At 65.4% G+C, this 16,178-nt stretch carries 12 protein-coding genes; 4 read left to right on the top strand and 8 right to left on the bottom strand.

The features are described from left to right. Nucleotides 1–44 precede the first annotated feature (44 nt). Complete coding sequence (gene gcvT, locus HPY83_03365) at nt 45–3,329, top strand: glycine cleavage system aminomethyltransferase GcvT (GenBank protein NPV06989.1); 3,285 nt, start codon at nt 45–47, stop codon at nt 3,327–3,329. Nucleotides 3,330–3,409: 80 nt separating this feature from the next. Here the strand turns inward: gcvT and HPY83_03360 are convergent, their stop codons facing one another. The 8 genes from HPY83_03360 to HPY83_03325 all read right to left on the bottom strand — a co-directional run bounded on the left by HPY83_03360 (nt 3,410) and on the right by HPY83_03325 (nt 13,099). After that, a complete protein-coding gene (locus HPY83_03360) occupies nt 3,410–4,885 on the bottom strand; it encodes a hypothetical protein (protein ID NPV06988.1) in 1,476 nt (491 codons plus the stop codon). Nucleotides 4,886–4,902: 17 nt separating this feature from the next. Next, a complete protein-coding gene (locus tag HPY83_03355) occupies nt 4,903–5,757 on the bottom strand; it encodes an SDR family NAD(P)-dependent oxidoreductase (protein NPV06987.1) in 855 nt (284 codons plus the stop codon). Nucleotides 5,758–5,923: 166 nt separating this feature from the next. Then, nucleotides 5,924–6,625, bottom strand: a complete 702-nt coding sequence (locus HPY83_03350; GenBank protein ID NPV06986.1) for a peroxiredoxin — start codon at nt 6,623–6,625, stop codon at nt 5,924–5,926. A 263-nt stretch (nt 6,626–6,888) separates the two neighbouring features. After that, nucleotides 6,889–7,170 carry a hypothetical protein gene (locus HPY83_03345; GenBank protein NPV06985.1) on the bottom strand — a complete coding sequence of 94 codons (282 nt, stop codon included), beginning with the start codon at nt 7,168–7,170 and terminating at the stop codon, nt 6,889–6,891. A 487-nt stretch (nt 7,171–7,657) separates the two neighbouring features. Beyond that, on the bottom strand, nt 7,658–8,101 hold the full coding sequence (locus tag HPY83_03340) for a hypothetical protein (protein ID NPV06984.1): 444 nt from the start codon (nt 8,099–8,101) through the stop codon (nt 7,658–7,660). A 13-nt stretch (nt 8,102–8,114) separates the two neighbouring features. Beyond that, nucleotides 8,115–8,405: a hypothetical protein gene (locus HPY83_03335; protein NPV06983.1), complete on the bottom strand. Its 291-nt coding sequence runs from the start codon at nt 8,403–8,405 to the stop codon at nt 8,115–8,117. 439 nt (nt 8,406–8,844) lie between these two features. Continuing rightward, nucleotides 8,845–10,833 (bottom strand): ABC transporter substrate-binding protein, encoded by a 1,989-nt coding sequence (locus HPY83_03330; GenBank protein ID NPV06982.1) that lies wholly within the window; start codon nt 10,831–10,833, stop codon nt 8,845–8,847. A gap of 268 nt (nt 10,834–11,101) precedes the next feature. Beyond that, entirely contained in the window at nt 11,102–13,099 is a 1,998-nt protein-coding gene (locus tag HPY83_03325; GenBank protein NPV06981.1) for an ABC transporter substrate-binding protein, read from the bottom strand. A gap of 197 nt (nt 13,100–13,296) precedes the next feature. Here HPY83_03325 and HPY83_03320 point away from each other — a divergent pair, with 197 nt between their 5' ends. From HPY83_03320 to HPY83_03310, 3 genes are all read left to right on the top strand, one after another. Beyond that, nucleotides 13,297–14,610 (top strand): hypothetical protein, encoded by a 1,314-nt coding sequence (locus tag HPY83_03320; GenBank protein ID NPV06980.1) that lies wholly within the window; start codon nt 13,297–13,299, stop codon nt 14,608–14,610. Between the two features lie 30 nt (nt 14,611–14,640). Next, a complete protein-coding gene (locus HPY83_03315) occupies nt 14,641–15,501 on the top strand; it encodes a sugar phosphate isomerase/epimerase (GenBank protein ID NPV06979.1) in 861 nt (286 codons plus the stop codon). Nucleotides 15,502–15,743: 242 nt separating this feature from the next. Then, nucleotides 15,744–16,178, top strand: coding sequence for an HNH endonuclease (locus HPY83_03310; GenBank protein ID NPV06978.1), 435 nt, complete (start codon nt 15,744–15,746; stop codon nt 16,176–16,178).

Here is a 16,178-nt window from a genome sequence, read left to right as displayed (position 1 = left end):
TCGCTTGCCGCCTGCCTGCGCGTCAGTCTGGTCAGGAGTGAGACATGTCGGAGTACTGGGATACGTTTCTGGGGGCGGGGCTGAAGGAGACCGACCCGGCCATCAGGCGCCTGATTGGGATGGAAGAAGAGCGACAGGCGGGCCGTCTGATCCTCATACCCTCGGAGAGCATGGCGCCGCTGGCGGTGCGAGAGGCCTTGGGGAGCGTGTTCAACAACATCTACGCTGAGGGCTATCCGGCGTTACGGATGATGCAGGATGACGAGGAGCTCCTGCTGGATGTGGAGCACCAGCTGGCCTACTACCGGCGCTACAGCGACGGTCGCTTCTACAAGGGTGCCGAGTATGTGGACATCCTAGAGTCGTTAGCCCAGCGGCGCTGCGCCGACGCTTTCGCCAACGACCTGGTGCCCTCCCAGAACCTGTACGCCAACGTGCAGCCCCTCTCGGGTGCGGTCGCTAACTTGGCAGTCTACGACGCCCTGATGGACCCGGGTGATACCCTCATGGGCATGGACCTGTACATGGGCGGCCACCTCACCCACGGTAGCCAGTTCAACATCTCTGGGCGCCGGTACAAGGTCGTCTCCTACGGAGTGGGAGACGACGGCCAGCTGGACTACGACCGCATCCGGGAGCAGGCCATAGAGGCTCGGCCTAGCGTGATTGTGGCCGGCTTCACCTCCTATCCCTGGGCCCCGGACTGGGTCCGCTTCCGCGAGATCGCCGACGCCTGTGGTGCCTTCCTCATGGCCGACATCGCCCATCCGGCGGGGATGGCCGTCGCCGGTGCCTATCCTAGCCCCGTGGGCTATGCCGATGTCATCACTTTCACCACTCACAAGACGCTGTGTGGCCCTCGAGGAGCGGTCATTCTCACTGCCGACCGCGACCTCAGCCGGCGCATCAACGCAGCAGTGTTCCCTGGCATCCAGGGCGGTCCTCACCCCAACAAGTTCGCCGCCATGGCGGTGGCCTTCCACATAGCCCAGACCGAGCCTTTCCGTCGGCTTATGTTCCGCATCACCGAGAACGCCCGAGCGCTGGCGAGCTCGCTGGAGAAGCGCGGGTTGGTGCTGGCCTACGGAGGCACCAACACCCACCTGCTCCTAGTGGATTTGCGCCAGGTCGAAACGCCTGACGGCTTGCCCCTCCGGGGTGAGACGGCCGTGCGCATCCTGGAGCTGGCTGGGCTGGTGGCCAACAAGAACACCATCCCGGGCGACAACGTCACCGCGCTGGGAAGCGGAGTGCGCCTGGGCACCCCTTGGCTGACGCAGCGCGGCATGGGACCGGAGGAGATGGACCGGGTGGCGGATTGCATCGCCCGGGTGCTGACCAACATCCACCCCTTCTGTTACGCGGGCATGACCTGCGAGCTGCCGCGGGGCAAGATCGAGGCGGACGTCCTCCAGGAGGTTCGCCGCGACGTAGCTGAGTTGGCAGGCCGTGCTCTCACCGATGTGCCTGTGCTCGCAGGGTCTTCTCAGTGCTCCTCAGGGGACGGGCTCGCCCCCGAAGGCCGGCAGCTCTTGCTCGTCCAGGGGCGTCGGGCACGGTCCTTCCTGCGCGAGGCCTGCACCGGCTCGGTCTCTTGCTTGGCCCAGGGGCAGTGGGAGCGGACGCTGCTTCTCGACGCCGACGGTCGGGTGGTGGACGATGTGTATCTCTGCTTCCTGGGCCCCGATTCACGGGGGCGGGACCGGTATCTGATGGCGGTCTCCGCGGAGCGGTGCGCCAAGGTGAAGTTCTGGCTGGAGGGCCTCTCGGACGGGTATACCGTCTTCGACCGGGAGGACATGCAGCGAAAGGTAGAGGGGCCGGTCACGGTGGTGCAGGTTGAGGCGCAGACCGGCGAAGGGGAGATTGCTGCTGCGGTCGCGAGTCTGCGCACTGTCTCGCTAGCCAAAGCGGTGCCGGCCGCAACCGATGCCTTGGCGCTCTACCGCGAAGGGCACCAGGGCCTTTTCGCTCTCACCAAGCCCTACTTCGTGGGGCAGGCGGCGCTGCGCCCGGTGCTGCCCGAGGGGGACAAGCCCGAGTTCTCCTGGCAGCCGTCGGAGGGGAGAGAGCCGCGCAGGACGGTGCTGTACCAGGAGCACCGCCGGCTTGGAGGAAAGATGATCCCCTTCGCTGGGTGGGATATGCCGGTCTGGTATACCAGCGTGGGCGAGGAGCATCGAGCCGTGCGGGAGGCCGCCGGCCTCTTCGACGTCTCGCACATGGGCATTTTCGAGGTCAGCGGCCCTTACGCGACGGCCTTCCTGGATGTGGTGGGCAGCAACTACGCCGGCTGGCTCCAGCCGGGGCAGTCTCACTACTCCTACCTGCTCGATCCGGACGGGAACGTCATAGACGACATCATGCTCTACTGTCTGGAGCGGGGCCGCTACCTGATGGTGGTGAACGCTGCCAACGCCGAGAAGGATTGGGCCTGGCTGAACGCAGTCAACGAGGGCCGAGTGCTGATAGACCGGCGAAATCCCGCCGCTGAGGTGGAGGGCCGGGCCGTACTGCGAGACCTCAAAGACCCGGCCGCGGGCGCCGATGGGCGGGTAGATATCGCTCTCCAGGGGCCGGCCTCACTAGCTACGTTGCAGGCTCTCACTGAGGACCAACGACTGCGAGATGCGCTGGCACGCGTACGCCGAACGGACCTGATTCGGGTGACCCTGGCGGGCATGGACCTGATCGTCGCCCGCACGGGGTACACCGGAGAAGACATCGCCTACGAGATCTTCGTCCATCCCGAGGACGCGGTGCGGCTGTGGAACCAACTGCTGGACAAGGGAGAGCAGTTCGAGGTGAAGCCGTGCGGTCTGGCGGCTCGCGACAGTACGCGCATCGAGGCCGGGCTGCCGCTCTACGGACACGAGCTGAACGGCCCCCTGGGGATACTGCCCCAGGAGGCGGGCTTCGCAGCCTACCTCAAGGCGCACAAGCCCTTCTACATTGGCCGAGAGCCGGTGATGGCGCGGGCTGCCGCCAGCACGCGCCAGCTGGTGCGTTTCCAGGTGGATGAGCCCGGTCAGCGGGCCCTCCGGGGAGGCGATCAGGGGGAGCCGGTGGTCAACCGCAGAGGGATGTACATCGGTCGGGTCACTAGCGCCGCCCTGGTGGGAGGGACGCAGGTCGGTATGGCCCTGGTGGACCGGCGCTATGCCACAGTGGGTACACCGCTGGCCATCTTCCCCGGCGCCGCCCGGGGCGCGGCCAAGGCGCCCGCCGACCTAGCCCAGGGTGACTCAGTGGTCCTGCCCATCGACGCCACGGTAGTGACGCGGTTCCCGGCGCGGGAGCGCCGCGGAGTGCCGGCGAGAGGAGGCTGAACACCCCCGTAGCGGGCTGCCGGGCCGGGGGCGCGACCCCGAGAGACCGCGTCCCCGGCCTTCGCTCGTCGCTGAGGGTCTCAGTCCTCGGGCTGGACGGTAAGCAGTCCCTCGGGGCCGGGCACGAACTCCAGGCGACCTTGGGGGACTCGGGAGGCGATTCGGATTCGCCCCTGGTCCATCGCTTCCAGGAGCACCTGGAACGGCTCCTTGCCGGCCACCCACTTCTCCACCAGCAAGGTGCCATGTCCCGGCAGGATGGTGAAGACGATCTGGCGCGGGTCCTCCGGGTCCTGCAGGGCCTGGGCCCGGCTGAAGGCGGTCTTGATGGCCTGAGCCTGAGCGTCGGTGGCGCAGCCCACGGGATAGCGATGGAAAGCCTCGTCCAGGGGAGCATACTCGGCCACGGAGGGGTCGTAGGCGCCGACGCTGCGGTGGCCATGAAGCTTGGACCGGGCCACTGGCACAGGCGCGGTCACGCCCCACTCCGGGCCTAGCGTGATTCGGGGCAAGGGCTCGTCCAGGTCAATCATCTCCAGGGACTCGGACGAGGGAGGATGGTTGGCCTTGCCTTCGACGTGGCGCACCAGAGCACCCACCCCCTGCGGGCGGACTCCCACGATGACGGCCAGGTCTTCAGTTGAGATGGCGCCCTTATCCACCGGGCGGGCGCTGCCGGTTATGGTAGCGATCAGAGCTTGCAGCTGCGGGTCCCAGGTGGAAAAGCACCCCTCGCTGTACTGACTGGCCACGGCGTCGTTGAGGGCGGGCAGGTGCACCAGTTCGGATATGACCAGCATGCGGGTGAAGAAGTTGCGCTTACCTAACTCCCGGCCTGCCTTCAGCATGGCTTGGGGCGTGTCGAGCGACTGCCAGAGAGAAGCGGGTATGGGCGGCCCGACTACCTCGTGGTTGGTCACCTCGCGGGTGCTGAGGGCGGTAACGATGCGCAAGCCTATGTCACGGTGGAAGGCCTCCAGGTCGTCGGCCGGGCTGCGCGGGTGAGCTCCGGCCAGGTCGAAGTGATAGGCGGCCTCCGGCCGACGGTCGCCTACGACGAGGACGATGCGTATGCACTTGGCCTGCGCCTGCACCAGGCGCAGGAGCGATAGCATCGGGCCGCCGCGGCGGCCCTGCTCGAACAAGACCTCATGTCCCTGAGGGGCGAGGCCGGGGTAGTCGCACAGTTCGCGCCGAGGGGCGGGTTGGGCAATGTAGTGCGCCATTCGGTCGAGGAGGCGCCTGAACTCATCGGGGCGAGCGTGGAGGAAGGTGAAGATGGTGGGCTGGCGGTTGAGCCGGTACCGGCTGCGAGCAGAGAAGATCAGGGCTCGACGCCACGGGAGAGGCTCGCCGAAGGGGGCGGTGGTGATGATGGCGTCCGTGTCCGGGCTCGGTTGTGACTGCACCAACTGCCCCAGGGAACGGAGAGCCGAATTGAGGCCGTCCAGGACTCCCTCCAAGAGGGGCGTGGTGGCGCCAGGTACCAGAGCGATGCGCGATTGACGGAGCCAGGGGTGAACCAGTTCCTCGGTGTGCTCAAGGAGGTTCTGCATCTGGTGTCTCTTCCCGGTCATGAGGCCGAAGAGACAGCCGATGGACTGCCGGGGCCATCCGATAGGTCCGCGTCCGAGCCCGGCGTCGTCTCCCAGCCTTCGAGGTGAAACAGCCGTACGAACCAATCCCCCAGCCTGGGGGACACGACATTCACACAGTGCAACAGGCGTCCCTGGGGCGGCAGGATGACCTCAGGCGGGCGCCGGTGAAGAGCTCTGACTATGGCATCTGCCACCCTCTCGGGCGGAATCTTGGCGGAGATGGCCGGCACCCGCAGCGACTCGATGAGGGGCGTGTCTACCCGCCCAGGGAAGACGGCGGTCACCGCCACCCCACTTCCCCGCAGATCCTGACGGATGGACTCAGCCAACCCACCCACGGCCGCCTTGGCGGCGACGTAGGGCGCGTCGAGAGGCAAGCCCTTCTTGCCGTCTAGAGAGGTCACCATGATGAGGTGTCCCTGCTTCCGGGCCAGCATGTGAGGGAGCACGGCCAGGAGAGGGTAGAGGGTGCCGTAGAAGTTGACGGCCATGGAGCGCTCGACATCGGCCACGGTCAGCCTGGTAGCGTGGGCACGGACGTAGGCACCAGCACAGGTGACCAGGATGTCGGCCCGGCCCCACCGGTCCAGTGCTGCCTGCACGAACCGCTCGGCCTGCTCTCGGGAGGTGACGTCCGTAGGCAGGGCTTCTGCCTCTACCCCGAAGGCTCGAGCCCGGTGCGCCACCTCTTGCAGAGCTCCTTCCCTGCGCGCTGCTAGGGCTAGGTTGACGCCCCGCTGGGCCAGAGCCAGGGCGGTACACTTGCCGATGCCGCTGGATGCGCCGGTGATCAGGGCCACCCGGCCTTGGAGCAGCGACCTGGAATTCATCTCTGAGTAGCCCCCATGGCGAGCCTATTGTACACGGCGGGCGGGATGTCGGCACGTGCCCGATGGGCAAGGCCCCGGCTCGACCGAGCTGGGGCCTCTAGTATCTTCTCCAGAACGGATAGCTTAGAGAGTGAGCCCCGAACCCGGTTCGGGGCTGGCCCTGGCGCTACGGCTTCCAGTGTTCCCAGACCCGCCCCACCAGATCGGGCCCGGGCCTGAGGGTGGGCTGGCCGGGCTGCCACCCCGAGGGGGTGACCTCGCCGGTCGCGATGACGTGTTGGTAGGCCCTAATCTGGCGCAGCAGTTCGTCGGGGTTGCGCCCCACTTCCGGAGTCAGGACTTCCATGGCCCGAATGACCATGTCCGGGTCTATGATGAAGCGGCCCCGAATGTCTACCCCGGCGGCCTCATCGTAGACGCCGTAGACGCTACCGATCTTCCCGCCGGCATCGGAGAGCATGGGGAAGGGCACGCCGCCTTCCACCATCTTGGACAGCTCCTGTTGCTGCCAGATCTTGTGAACGAATCGGCTATCGGTGCTCATGGCGAGCACCTCGACGCCCAGCTCCTGCAGCTGGCCGTATCGAGCGGCGACCGCCGCCAGTTCGGTGGGTCAGACGAAGGTGAAGTCGCCCGGGTAGAAGCATAGGACGACCCACCTGCCCTTGTAGTCTGAGAGCCGAATGGGCTTGAACCCGTAGTCTCTCACGAAAGCGGTGGCCTCGAAATCCGGTGCCGGCTTACCCACTGACGCTAGCATCTTGGCAGTCTCCGCGGCTCTGGTTGGGGTTGGGGAAGCAACCGATTGGCCCTCAGGCACTATGGGCCCTCGGGCCGGGGTGACACAGCCGTCCTTCAACTCTGGCATTGATACCTCCTTGTGATGGCAGCCTTGCCACTGCACCACCTACCAATGTGTAGCAGCGCCAGTCTACACAGAGCCATCCGGCAGGTCCAGCGCCTCCGAGGGAGAGCGCAGCGTCATAGCCCACCGCATAGGTTAACCCCTGCTGGGGCGAGTGGTCGCGCCGAAGGGCATTCGGCTCCTGGAGCAAATCGCGGGAACCGCCACGCAAACATGGTGGCTCCTGCGGGGGCGCGGTCGCGCGGGCCTCCCGGGCATGCGGCCACTCACGGCACCCGCCGGGCACTGGGGACACGCTGCGGCTCTACCGCCTGGCTCGCTCCACCGGAGTAACGGCCGAGCCGCGGCCATGAGCCGCCCGTGGCTGCCCTGCTCGGCATCCACACCGGGCCGGTGGGGTCTAGGTCGCCCAGGATCATGCCCTGATCGCTGCAGACGTAATCAATGGGCTTCTCCCCCACGCGGCTGGTGACCCTGGCGCGAGAGCTGTACCCGGTGCCGTCGTGGAAGCGCATGAGCCGGGCGGCCGCACCGGTGACCCTTGGCATCACGGGCTCGGGAGTGGAGGGGGCTCGCGCAAGTCCAGGACGAGACCCGGGTTGCCGGCGATGGTGTCAGCGCCGCGCACGACGATCTCGCTGTCGGCAGCGGCGAACCAGGGGTTCTGAATGGCGTTGCCGCAGCTGCTACGGCAGGCGCGCCCGGCTCACGGCAACGGAGGAAGCGAGAGGCGTGCCCTCTTGGGCCTCATTGGTGACCTCAGGCGGTAGGTGACGAGGATGGTGGCCACAAGGGAGGTGGCAGCGGGCAGGGCAAGTGAGGGGGCGGGAGACGTCAGGGCGGCGCAGCCGGAGAGGGCCACATCACCGGCAGCGCCGGCCAGACGAGGAGTCTAGGCAGGCAGATGCCTCCTGGACGAGAGCCGCGGCAAGCGGCTGAAGTGGCCCGGGTCAGGCCGGCGTGCCACGGCCAAGGCGGGTCGCTCCTGAACTGTCGGCTTCTGCCTCTGGCCGGACGATCCTGCCGCAAAGGAACTCAGCTCTCGCCTCGGAGCTGGCTCCGCATCTTCTTGGCGCCCACCATCCCCATTAGGGTGGTGAGCATGAAGCCCATCGCGGTGAAGAAGGCGATGGCGACTTTGGTGACGTCCACCACGGGCTCGACGCGGACACCGCCGGGAGAGGCCACCACCACGGCGACGGGGCGGGAGAAGGTCTTGCCTCCTCCTCCGGAGCCAAACCCGGCACCTTGCGTATCCGGCTCAGAGCCAGACCCCGTGCCGCCGCCCATGCCGAACCCGAGGACGGCCAGCACCTCCGCCGTGGGTATTACCGTCTGCTCCCCCTTCTCCACCGGCTCCCCGTACACCCGGGTCACGCCGGCCGTGTCCAGGAACTCGCCGATCAGGTCGTGAACGGTGGAGGCGGCGTCGCCTAGCCCGCCAAGCTCTTGACCTGGGATTTCAGCCTGTTGGTTCACTTCTGTACCTCCCTTACGTTGATCTACTCCTGGGTGCCCACCGGGACAATCCGGCCAGCAGAATCACCGCCGCGCCCAATAGGATCATGACCTGGACCCAGCGGGTCACGTCCCTGATGGGGAGTACCTGCGCCCGTCCGTCAGGCCCGGTGACCTCCACCGCCACCGGACGGCTCCATATCAGCCCGCCCAAGCTTCCGGGAAGCCGGCAGGAGATGGAGCGGGCTAGCGGGACCAGCCTCCATTCCCCGGCGGTCACCACCCGTCCGGCGCCGGTCTGAATCGAAATCAGGCGATCACGCATTAGCGACCTCCCACGCTCGGATGGGGCCGCAGTTTCCGGCGAGCCTCTCCAGCGGGCCATACTAGATGCTTCATTATCGCTGTCAAGGTGGATTGACAGGTCACCGGCGTGCCGAAGCACGGGCGGGCTGGTCAGGAGATGAAGCGAGTTGCCCTGTGTGATTTCGACGGCACCATCACCAGCGCCGACGTCACCAATACGCTATGCGAACGCTTCATCCCTCACCATCAGGAGGAGCGGAGGCGCCAGCCTCGACGCTGGGAGGCGGGGGTATCAGCGCCGTGGCGTGGGAGGAGCTGGCCTACTTGAGACTCTGGCAGACGTGGTTGTGTGGCGCATCCGGCAGGCCGGGTCGCCTGCCTCATGAAGGGACCGAGGGGAGAGAAGCTTGAGGGAGGGCTTTGGCCCTCCCCCGGCGAGTCCCAGGAGCCCTGAGCTACTAGCTCTTGAAGAACATCTGGCAGGTGTTGAAGGCCAGGGCGTTGGAGCCAGGAATATGGTCAGGCACGTTGCGCAGGTTGTTCTTGACTACCATGAACCGACCATAGTCCGACTCATTGAGCATGCCCACCATCCACAGGTTGTCCGCATGGTTAGCACAGGCTTCCTTGATCAGCTGGTTCCGCCTGTCAATGTCGGTCTCGCCCAAGCACTGCTCGTAGATGGACTGCAGTTGCTTGATCTCCTCCGGTGGCTCGAGCCCTTCCTGACCTCCACTCTGGTACCACAGAGCCCAGGCGTAGGCCCAGTGGGTGGCACTGGCCTCCACGCAGAAGAGGCCGAGCAGCTGAACCGGGGTCTGCGTCTTGTGGCCGGCATTGAAGATGTAGGAGGAGACGTCGTGCTCCAGAGCCTGCGTCTGGGCCACCCAGAGCTGGCGTTCCATGGGCTTGTTGGTGATCTCGATCCCCACGTCTTTCCAGTACTCCTTGGTCAGCTCATGGGTCTCGGTGATGCTAAAGAGCTTCTCATCGAAGATGAAGTTGATCAGCGATAGGCGCTTGCCATCGGGCCGAAGGCGAAAACCTTCGGCGTCCCGCTGATCGAGGCCCAGGCCGTCTAGGAGGGCATTGGCCTTGTCGGGATCGTACTCTAGGAAGGCGGTCGAGAACCGCTCCTCCCACCAGATGCTGCTCTGGGCCACCGTGGCCTGGGAGGGTGGGCAGAGACCCTTGTGGACGATGTCGGAGATCTCCTGCCGATCAACCGCATGGGACATGGCCACCCGGAAGTCCTTCTCCAGGAACAGCTCCCGCAAGTATTGGTCCCGGTGGGCATAGTTGAAAAAGAAGGTGGCCAGGTTGCTACCGGCGTTGTCCTCTAGGATGACCCGGTAACCGCCCTTCTCCTCGTTCTCCTTGACCACCGGGTAGTTCTGCACGTTCTCGATGCGGCGGGACTCGAAGTCGGCGTCCCCGGCGATGGCCTTGAGCAGGATGGCCTCAGGGTCGGGCAACAGAGTGCGCTCGATCCGGTTGATGTAGGGGAGCTGGTTCCCGGCCGGGTCCACCTTGTAGTAGTAGGGATTGCGTTCCCAGATCTGCACCGGTTGGTCCACGTGATTGGTGGGGTTCCAGGCCATCACATCAGGGGTGCCCGGGTTGTCGGCGAAGGCAGTCTTGGCCCCGAAGAGATCGGTCCAGGTGTCGAACCCCTCTTCTGCCATGGCTGCCTCGAGTTCCTCTTTTGTCGCATACTTGGGGTGGAACTTCTTCAGGTAGTGGGCGGGCTGGAACATGCGGAAGGTGGAGAGGTGGTCGTAGAAGGCGCCGTACGGCTCCACCCAGGTGATGGTGAAGGTGTAGTCGTCCACCTTCTCCACTACCCCCAGCTCACCGGCTCGTTTGAGGGCGGAAGGTTTGGCAGGGGTGAGTTCATCGTTAAGGATGATGTCCTCATACCAGAACATGACGTCGTCGGTGGTGAAGGGAGCCCCATCGGACCACTTCATGCCCTCGCGCAGGTAGATGGTGATGGTCTTGCCGTCCTCGGAGAACTCCCAGCCCTTGGCCACGTTGGGGACGATGACCCCTTCGGGGTTGAACTTGCCGAACAGCTCATGGGTCTTGTAGCTGTTCTGCCAGCGGTCGGCAGCGCCCATATGGAGCTGGCGCCAGACGCCGCCGTACTGGCCGATCTCCTCTACCACCTCGACGACCAGGGGTTCCTTGGGCAGGCGCTCGTCCACCGGCGGCAGCTTGCCTTCGGCCACCAGGGCAGCCAGTTCGGGAGCTTCGCTGTACTTGCTGGTGGGCGTGGCCGGTGGAGCAGTGGCCTCCGCTGGGGCAGCGGTGGGGGCGACGGTGGCCTCGACCGCTCCTGGAGTGGCGGTCGGCGCCGTGGGTGCAGGGGCGCAGGCGGCCAGAGTGGCCGTAGTGGCTACGCCACTGATGTACAGGAACTGCCGGCGAGTGAGTCGGCTAGACATGTCGTCCTCCTCTCTTCTCTTCGCTTGCGAGACTGCCGAGCGCCTATCAGTAGCTCCCAGGATGCCGACATAAGTGTAGTCCACAGGAGGGCCATCTTTCAAGGGGCCTACAGACCTGCGCCTCCTTGAGGCCGCGTCAGCGGCTCTCCCATGCTGCCTGCTTGTCCCGGGGACGGAGGCTAAGCGTGGAGCCGGCTGGGGCAGAGGACCTAGAAGCCGGGGGAGGGTGCCGACCCTCCCCCAAGCGTGTAGCCAAGCTAGCCAAGTGCTAGCTCTTGAAGAACATCTGCGAAACGTTGAAGGCTAGGGCGTTGGAGCCGGGGATGTGGTCGGGCACATTGCGCAGGTTGTTCTTCACCACCATGAAGCGCCCGTAGTCCGACTCGTTGACGACGCCGATCATCCACAGGTTCTCGGCGTGGTTGGCGCAGGCCTGCTTGATGAGCTCGTTGCGTCTCTCGACACTGGTCTCGGCCATGCACTGCTCGTAGATGGACTGGAGCTCCTTGATCTTCTCAGGGGGCTCTACCCCCTCCCGCCCCCCACTCTGATACCAGAGAGCCCAGGCGCGGGCCCAGTGGGTGGAGCCGGCGGACACGCAGAACATCACCAACTGCTGAATGGGGGTCTGGGTCTTGTGGCCGAAGTTGGCAATGTAGGCCGAGAGGTCATGCTCCAGGGCAGCAGTCTGTACCTCCCATAGCTGGCGGTCCAGGGGGTTGTTGACCACGTTCACCCCTACGGCGTTCCAGTAGTCCTTGCTCAGCTCTGCCATCTCCACCGCGGAGGTGCGGGCCTCGTCGAAGATGTAATTGATGAGCATCAGCCGCTGGCCGTCCGGCCGCAGCCGATACCCTTCGTCGTCACGCTGATCGAGGCCCAGGCTGTCAAGCAGCTCGTTGGTCTTGTCGGGATCGTACTCGATGTAGTTGGTGCTGTACCATTCCTCCCACCAGATGCTGCTCTGGGCGACGGACACCTGGGAGGGCGGGGTGAGGCCCTTGTGCACGATGTCAGCTATCTCCTGACGGTCAAGGGCGTGGGACATGGCCACGCGGAAGTCCTTCTCCAGGAACAACTCCCGCAGGTACTCGTCCTGGTGGGCGTAGTTGAAGAAGGTGGTGCCGATGTTGCTACCGGCGTTGTCCTCCAGGATGACCCGGTAGCCACCCTTTTCCTCGTTCTCCTTGACCACCGGGTAGTTCTGCACGTTCTCGATGCGGCGGGACTCGAAGTCGGCTTCCCCGGCGATGGCCTTGAGCAGGATAGCCTCGGCGTCGGGCAGGAGGGTGCGCTCCAAGCGGTTGATGTAGGGCAGCTGGTTCCCGGCCGGGTCCACCTTGTAGTAGTAGGGGTTGCGCTCCCATACCTGCACCGGTGCGTCCACGTAGTTGGTGGGGTTCCAGGGCATGAAGTCGGGGGTGCCCGGATTATTGGCGAAGGCGGTCTTGGCCCCGAAGAGGTCGGTCCAGGTGTCGAACCCCTCTTCCTTCATCGCCGCTTCCAGTTCTTCCTTGCGAGCGTACTTGGCGTGAAACCGCTTCAGATAGTGGGCTGGCTGCCACATCCTGAAGGTGGATAGGTGGTCGTAGAAGGCACCGTAGGGTTCCTCCCACGTGATGGTGAAGGTGTAGTCGTCCACCTTCTCCACTACCCCCAGCTTTCCGGCGCGCTGGAGCTGAGAAGGTTTGGCGGGCGTCAGTTCGTCGTTGAGGATGATGTCCTCGTACCAGAACATGACATCGTCGGTGGTGAAGGGAGCCCCGTCGGACCACTTCATGCCCTCGCGCAGGTAGATGGTGATGGTCTTGCCGTCATCGGAGAACTCCCAGCCCTTGGCCACGTTGGGGACGATGACCCCTTCGGGGTTGAACTTACCCAGGAACTCGGCCGTCTTGTAGTAGTTCTGCCACAGGTCGGTGGTGCCCATATGGAGCTGGCGCCAGACGCCGCCGTACTGGCCGATCTCCTCTACCACCTCGACGACCAGGGGTTCCTTGGGCAGGCGCTCGTCCACCGGCGGTAGCTTGCCTTCGGCCACCAGGGCAGCCAGTTCGGGGGCTTCGCTGTACTTGCTGGCGGGCGTGGCCGGTAGCGCAGTGGCCTCCGCCGGGGCAGTGGTGGGGGCCTCAGTGGGCGCGGCAGTGGCTTGGGCAGGAGCCGTGGTCGGCTCAGGCGCCATGGTAGGGGCGCAGGCGGCCACTGTGACGCTGGCGGCTACACCGCTGACGTAAAGGAACTTGCGGCGAGTCAGTCGCTTTCGCATCTCCTTACCTCCCGTGCTCTCTGGGCAGTTGGCCGTCGGAACGCAATGATCTGTCGCGCTAGTCTAGCCTATGGCGACACGTTTCTCAAGGGGGCTGGAAAAGCGGGGTGCGAGTCAAGATCTAGGCAGACCGGATAGCATGGTTGAGGGGGCGCCGCTTGCCCGCTATAATGCGGCGTCAGTCAACGGAGGCAGCCATGGCGGTCCTGCGCGCTGGTTTCGCGTCGTCGGAGATAACGCCCAGCATCGGCACGCCGCTCGGGGGCTACCTGGGCCGGCCCCAGTTCCGGGCGGTGGGCATCCACGATCCGCTCTTCGCCAAGGCGGTAGCGCTGGAAGACGGGGAGCGGCGGGCGCTCGTCTACTCGTTGGACCTCCTGGGGCTGACGCAGCACCGGGCGGAGCGGATCGCCGGCGCGGTGGCGCGGGCCTGCGGCCTGGCGCCGGACCAGGTGCTCATGGCGTGCACCCACACGCACTCGGGCCCGAACACCCTGCCTCTGCGCGGCATCCCGGACGTGGAAGAGAGCTACTTTGACTACCTCACGGCGCAGATGATCGTCGCCGGGAGAGCTGCTCTCAGAGGGCTTCGCCCGGTCACCCTGCTGGTAGGCCAGGGGCGCAGCGACGTGGCCGCCAACCGGCGCGCAGGCACTGGGGAGTCCATCAACCTGCGGGAGAACCCCAGCGGAGTCTACGACGACACCCTCCTGACTCTGCGCTTCCTCGAGGCCGACTCGGAGCGGACCCTGGGGGTGATCTCGATCTACGGTTGCCACCTTACGGCCCTGGGTCCCGGCAACATGCTGGTCTCCGCTGAGTGGGCCGGCCTGGCCATGGGGGCTCTAGAGGAGGAGCTGGGCTGCCCTTGTGTGTTTCTCAATGGCGCCTTCGGCAATACCAACCCCCGCGGACGCGATGAGACCTGGTCCCGCACCGAGGAGATCGCCGAGACGTTCCGGCAAGACTGCCTGGCGGCACTAGCTGGGGCCAGGCCGGAACCAGGGCTCCCGGTCGGTACGGCGCCGGTGGTGGTGCATCTGCCATTGGCTCCCTTGGCGACGGAGGAGGAGGCGGCGGGGATCATCCGGGAGGCGGAAGCTGCCCTGGCGGCGCCGGCGGACGAGGTAACCCGACGGGTGGCCGAGGTGCGCCTCTCGTATGCCCGAGCGGTGCAGGCGTGTCGGGCGGCCGGAACGGCGGTGGAGTGGCGGGATGCACGACTCATGGGGCTCAGGGTGGGCCCGGTGGCCTTCATCGGCATGCCGGGAGAGGTCTTCGCCGAATACGGGCTATGGCTCAGAAGGGAGTCGCCCTTCCGGTACACTATGGTCCTGGGCAACGTGGGGTACGAGACCGGCTACCTGCCCACACAGCAGGCGTTTGCGGAGGGAGGCTACGAACCCAACTCGTTCGTGTACTTCTCTGAGCAAGGCTACTCGGGCGGCATCGAAGGCGTGCTGATGGAGGGCGCGCGGGAGGTGCTGAGCCGGCTGGCGGCGCTCGGATGAGGAAGATGTGCACCTGGAGGGAGCGATACCATGTGGAAGCTGGCCATAATCACTGACGAAGTCAGCCACGACTTCGAGCAGGCCCTGGACATGATCAAGGACTGGGGCCTGAAGTACGTGGAGTTGCGCACCACAGACAAGACCAACCTTGCCGACCTGGACGACCAGGGGGTGGCGCGGGTAAAGAAGCTGCTGGATGACCGGGGGCTGGAGGTGGTGGCCTTCGCCTCTCCTTTCCTCAAGTGCTACTTGCACGAGCCCAAGGCGGGGCCGGCCGGGGACGCTTTCTTCTCCCAGGCCAACACCTACGAGGAGCATCTTGGCATCCTCAAGCGGTTGGGGGAGTTGAAGAAGGTCTTTGGCGTGGCCATGACCCGCTGTTTCTCTTTCTGGCGCGAGGACGACCCGAAAGCCGTCTTCGACGAAGTGGTGGAGCGACTGCAGCACTCGGTGAAGCTGGCCCAGGAGTACGGGCTGGTGCTCGCGATGGAAAACGAGAACTCCTGTAACGGCGGCACCCCGGATGAGGTGCGGGACCTGGTGCACGCGGTGGATTCGCCCGCCCTAGGGGTGATGTGGGACGGTGGCAATGCCCAGTGGGCTGGGGTCGAGGCCTATCCCACCGGCTACGACATGGTGAAGGACCGCATCTACCACGTGCATGTGAAGGACATCGTGGTGGAGGACGGCAAGCGGCACGGCACGGTCATGGGCCAGGGGCTGGTGGACTTCCGGGGGATGTTCCAGGCCATGAAGGCAGACGGCTACCAGGGAGGTGTGTCTCTTGAGCCCCACTTCCAGGCCGGGGAGCCCGGCCCACCGGACAAGGTGAAGGCCTGTGTGGTGAACCTGCGGAACCTGGTGTCCGACCTTGGGATCGAGTGGGAGTAGTGGGGGGTGGGGAGCGGATAGGCATACCGATCGTCGGCGTCCAACCCGACCGGTAGCCGTAACCCCCAGTCGCCACTGTCCACTGGGTCAAGTGGCAGCAGGGCGGGGAAAGTGATAGCATAGGTTCTGTGGCGGCAGTGTCCAAAGCCAGGGAGGTCAAGAAGAGCAACGATTTCAGCGAGCCGGTGCTGTTGCTGAACGGCAATTTCGAGCCGCTCAACGTCTGCAGTACCAGGCGGGCCATGAAACTACTGGTATTGGGCAAGGCTAACGTGGTGGAGAACGGCCGGGGCGAGGTACGCACGGCGAGGGCAGTCTACCCTCGGCCCTCGGTGATTCGTCTCAACTACGTGGTGCGTCGCCCGCGTCCTCGGGTGCGGTTGAGCAAGCGCGAGGTCTTCCGCCGGGATAGTTACCGCTGCGTCTATTGCGGAGAGCGGATACCCCAACCTACGGTAGACCACGTCATCCCTCGGCATCGTGGTGGGCCGCACTCCTGGGAGAACCTGGTGACCGCCTGCCCGGCGTGCAACCGCAAGAAGGGGGGTCGGACGCCGGAAGAGGCGAACCTGCCTCTTCGTTGGCAGCCTTACGAGCCCAGTTCGAGCCTGGATTACTTGTTTGGGCATTACCTTACCCAGAATGAGGAGTGGCGCCAGTTCCTTAAGGGGTGGTAG

This window comes from Anaerolineae bacterium (assembly GCA_013178015.1).
Classification (GTDB): Bacteria; Chloroflexota; Anaerolineae; order DRVO01; family DRVO01; genus Ch71.
This window is presented reverse-complemented; position numbering and strand designations above follow the sequence as displayed.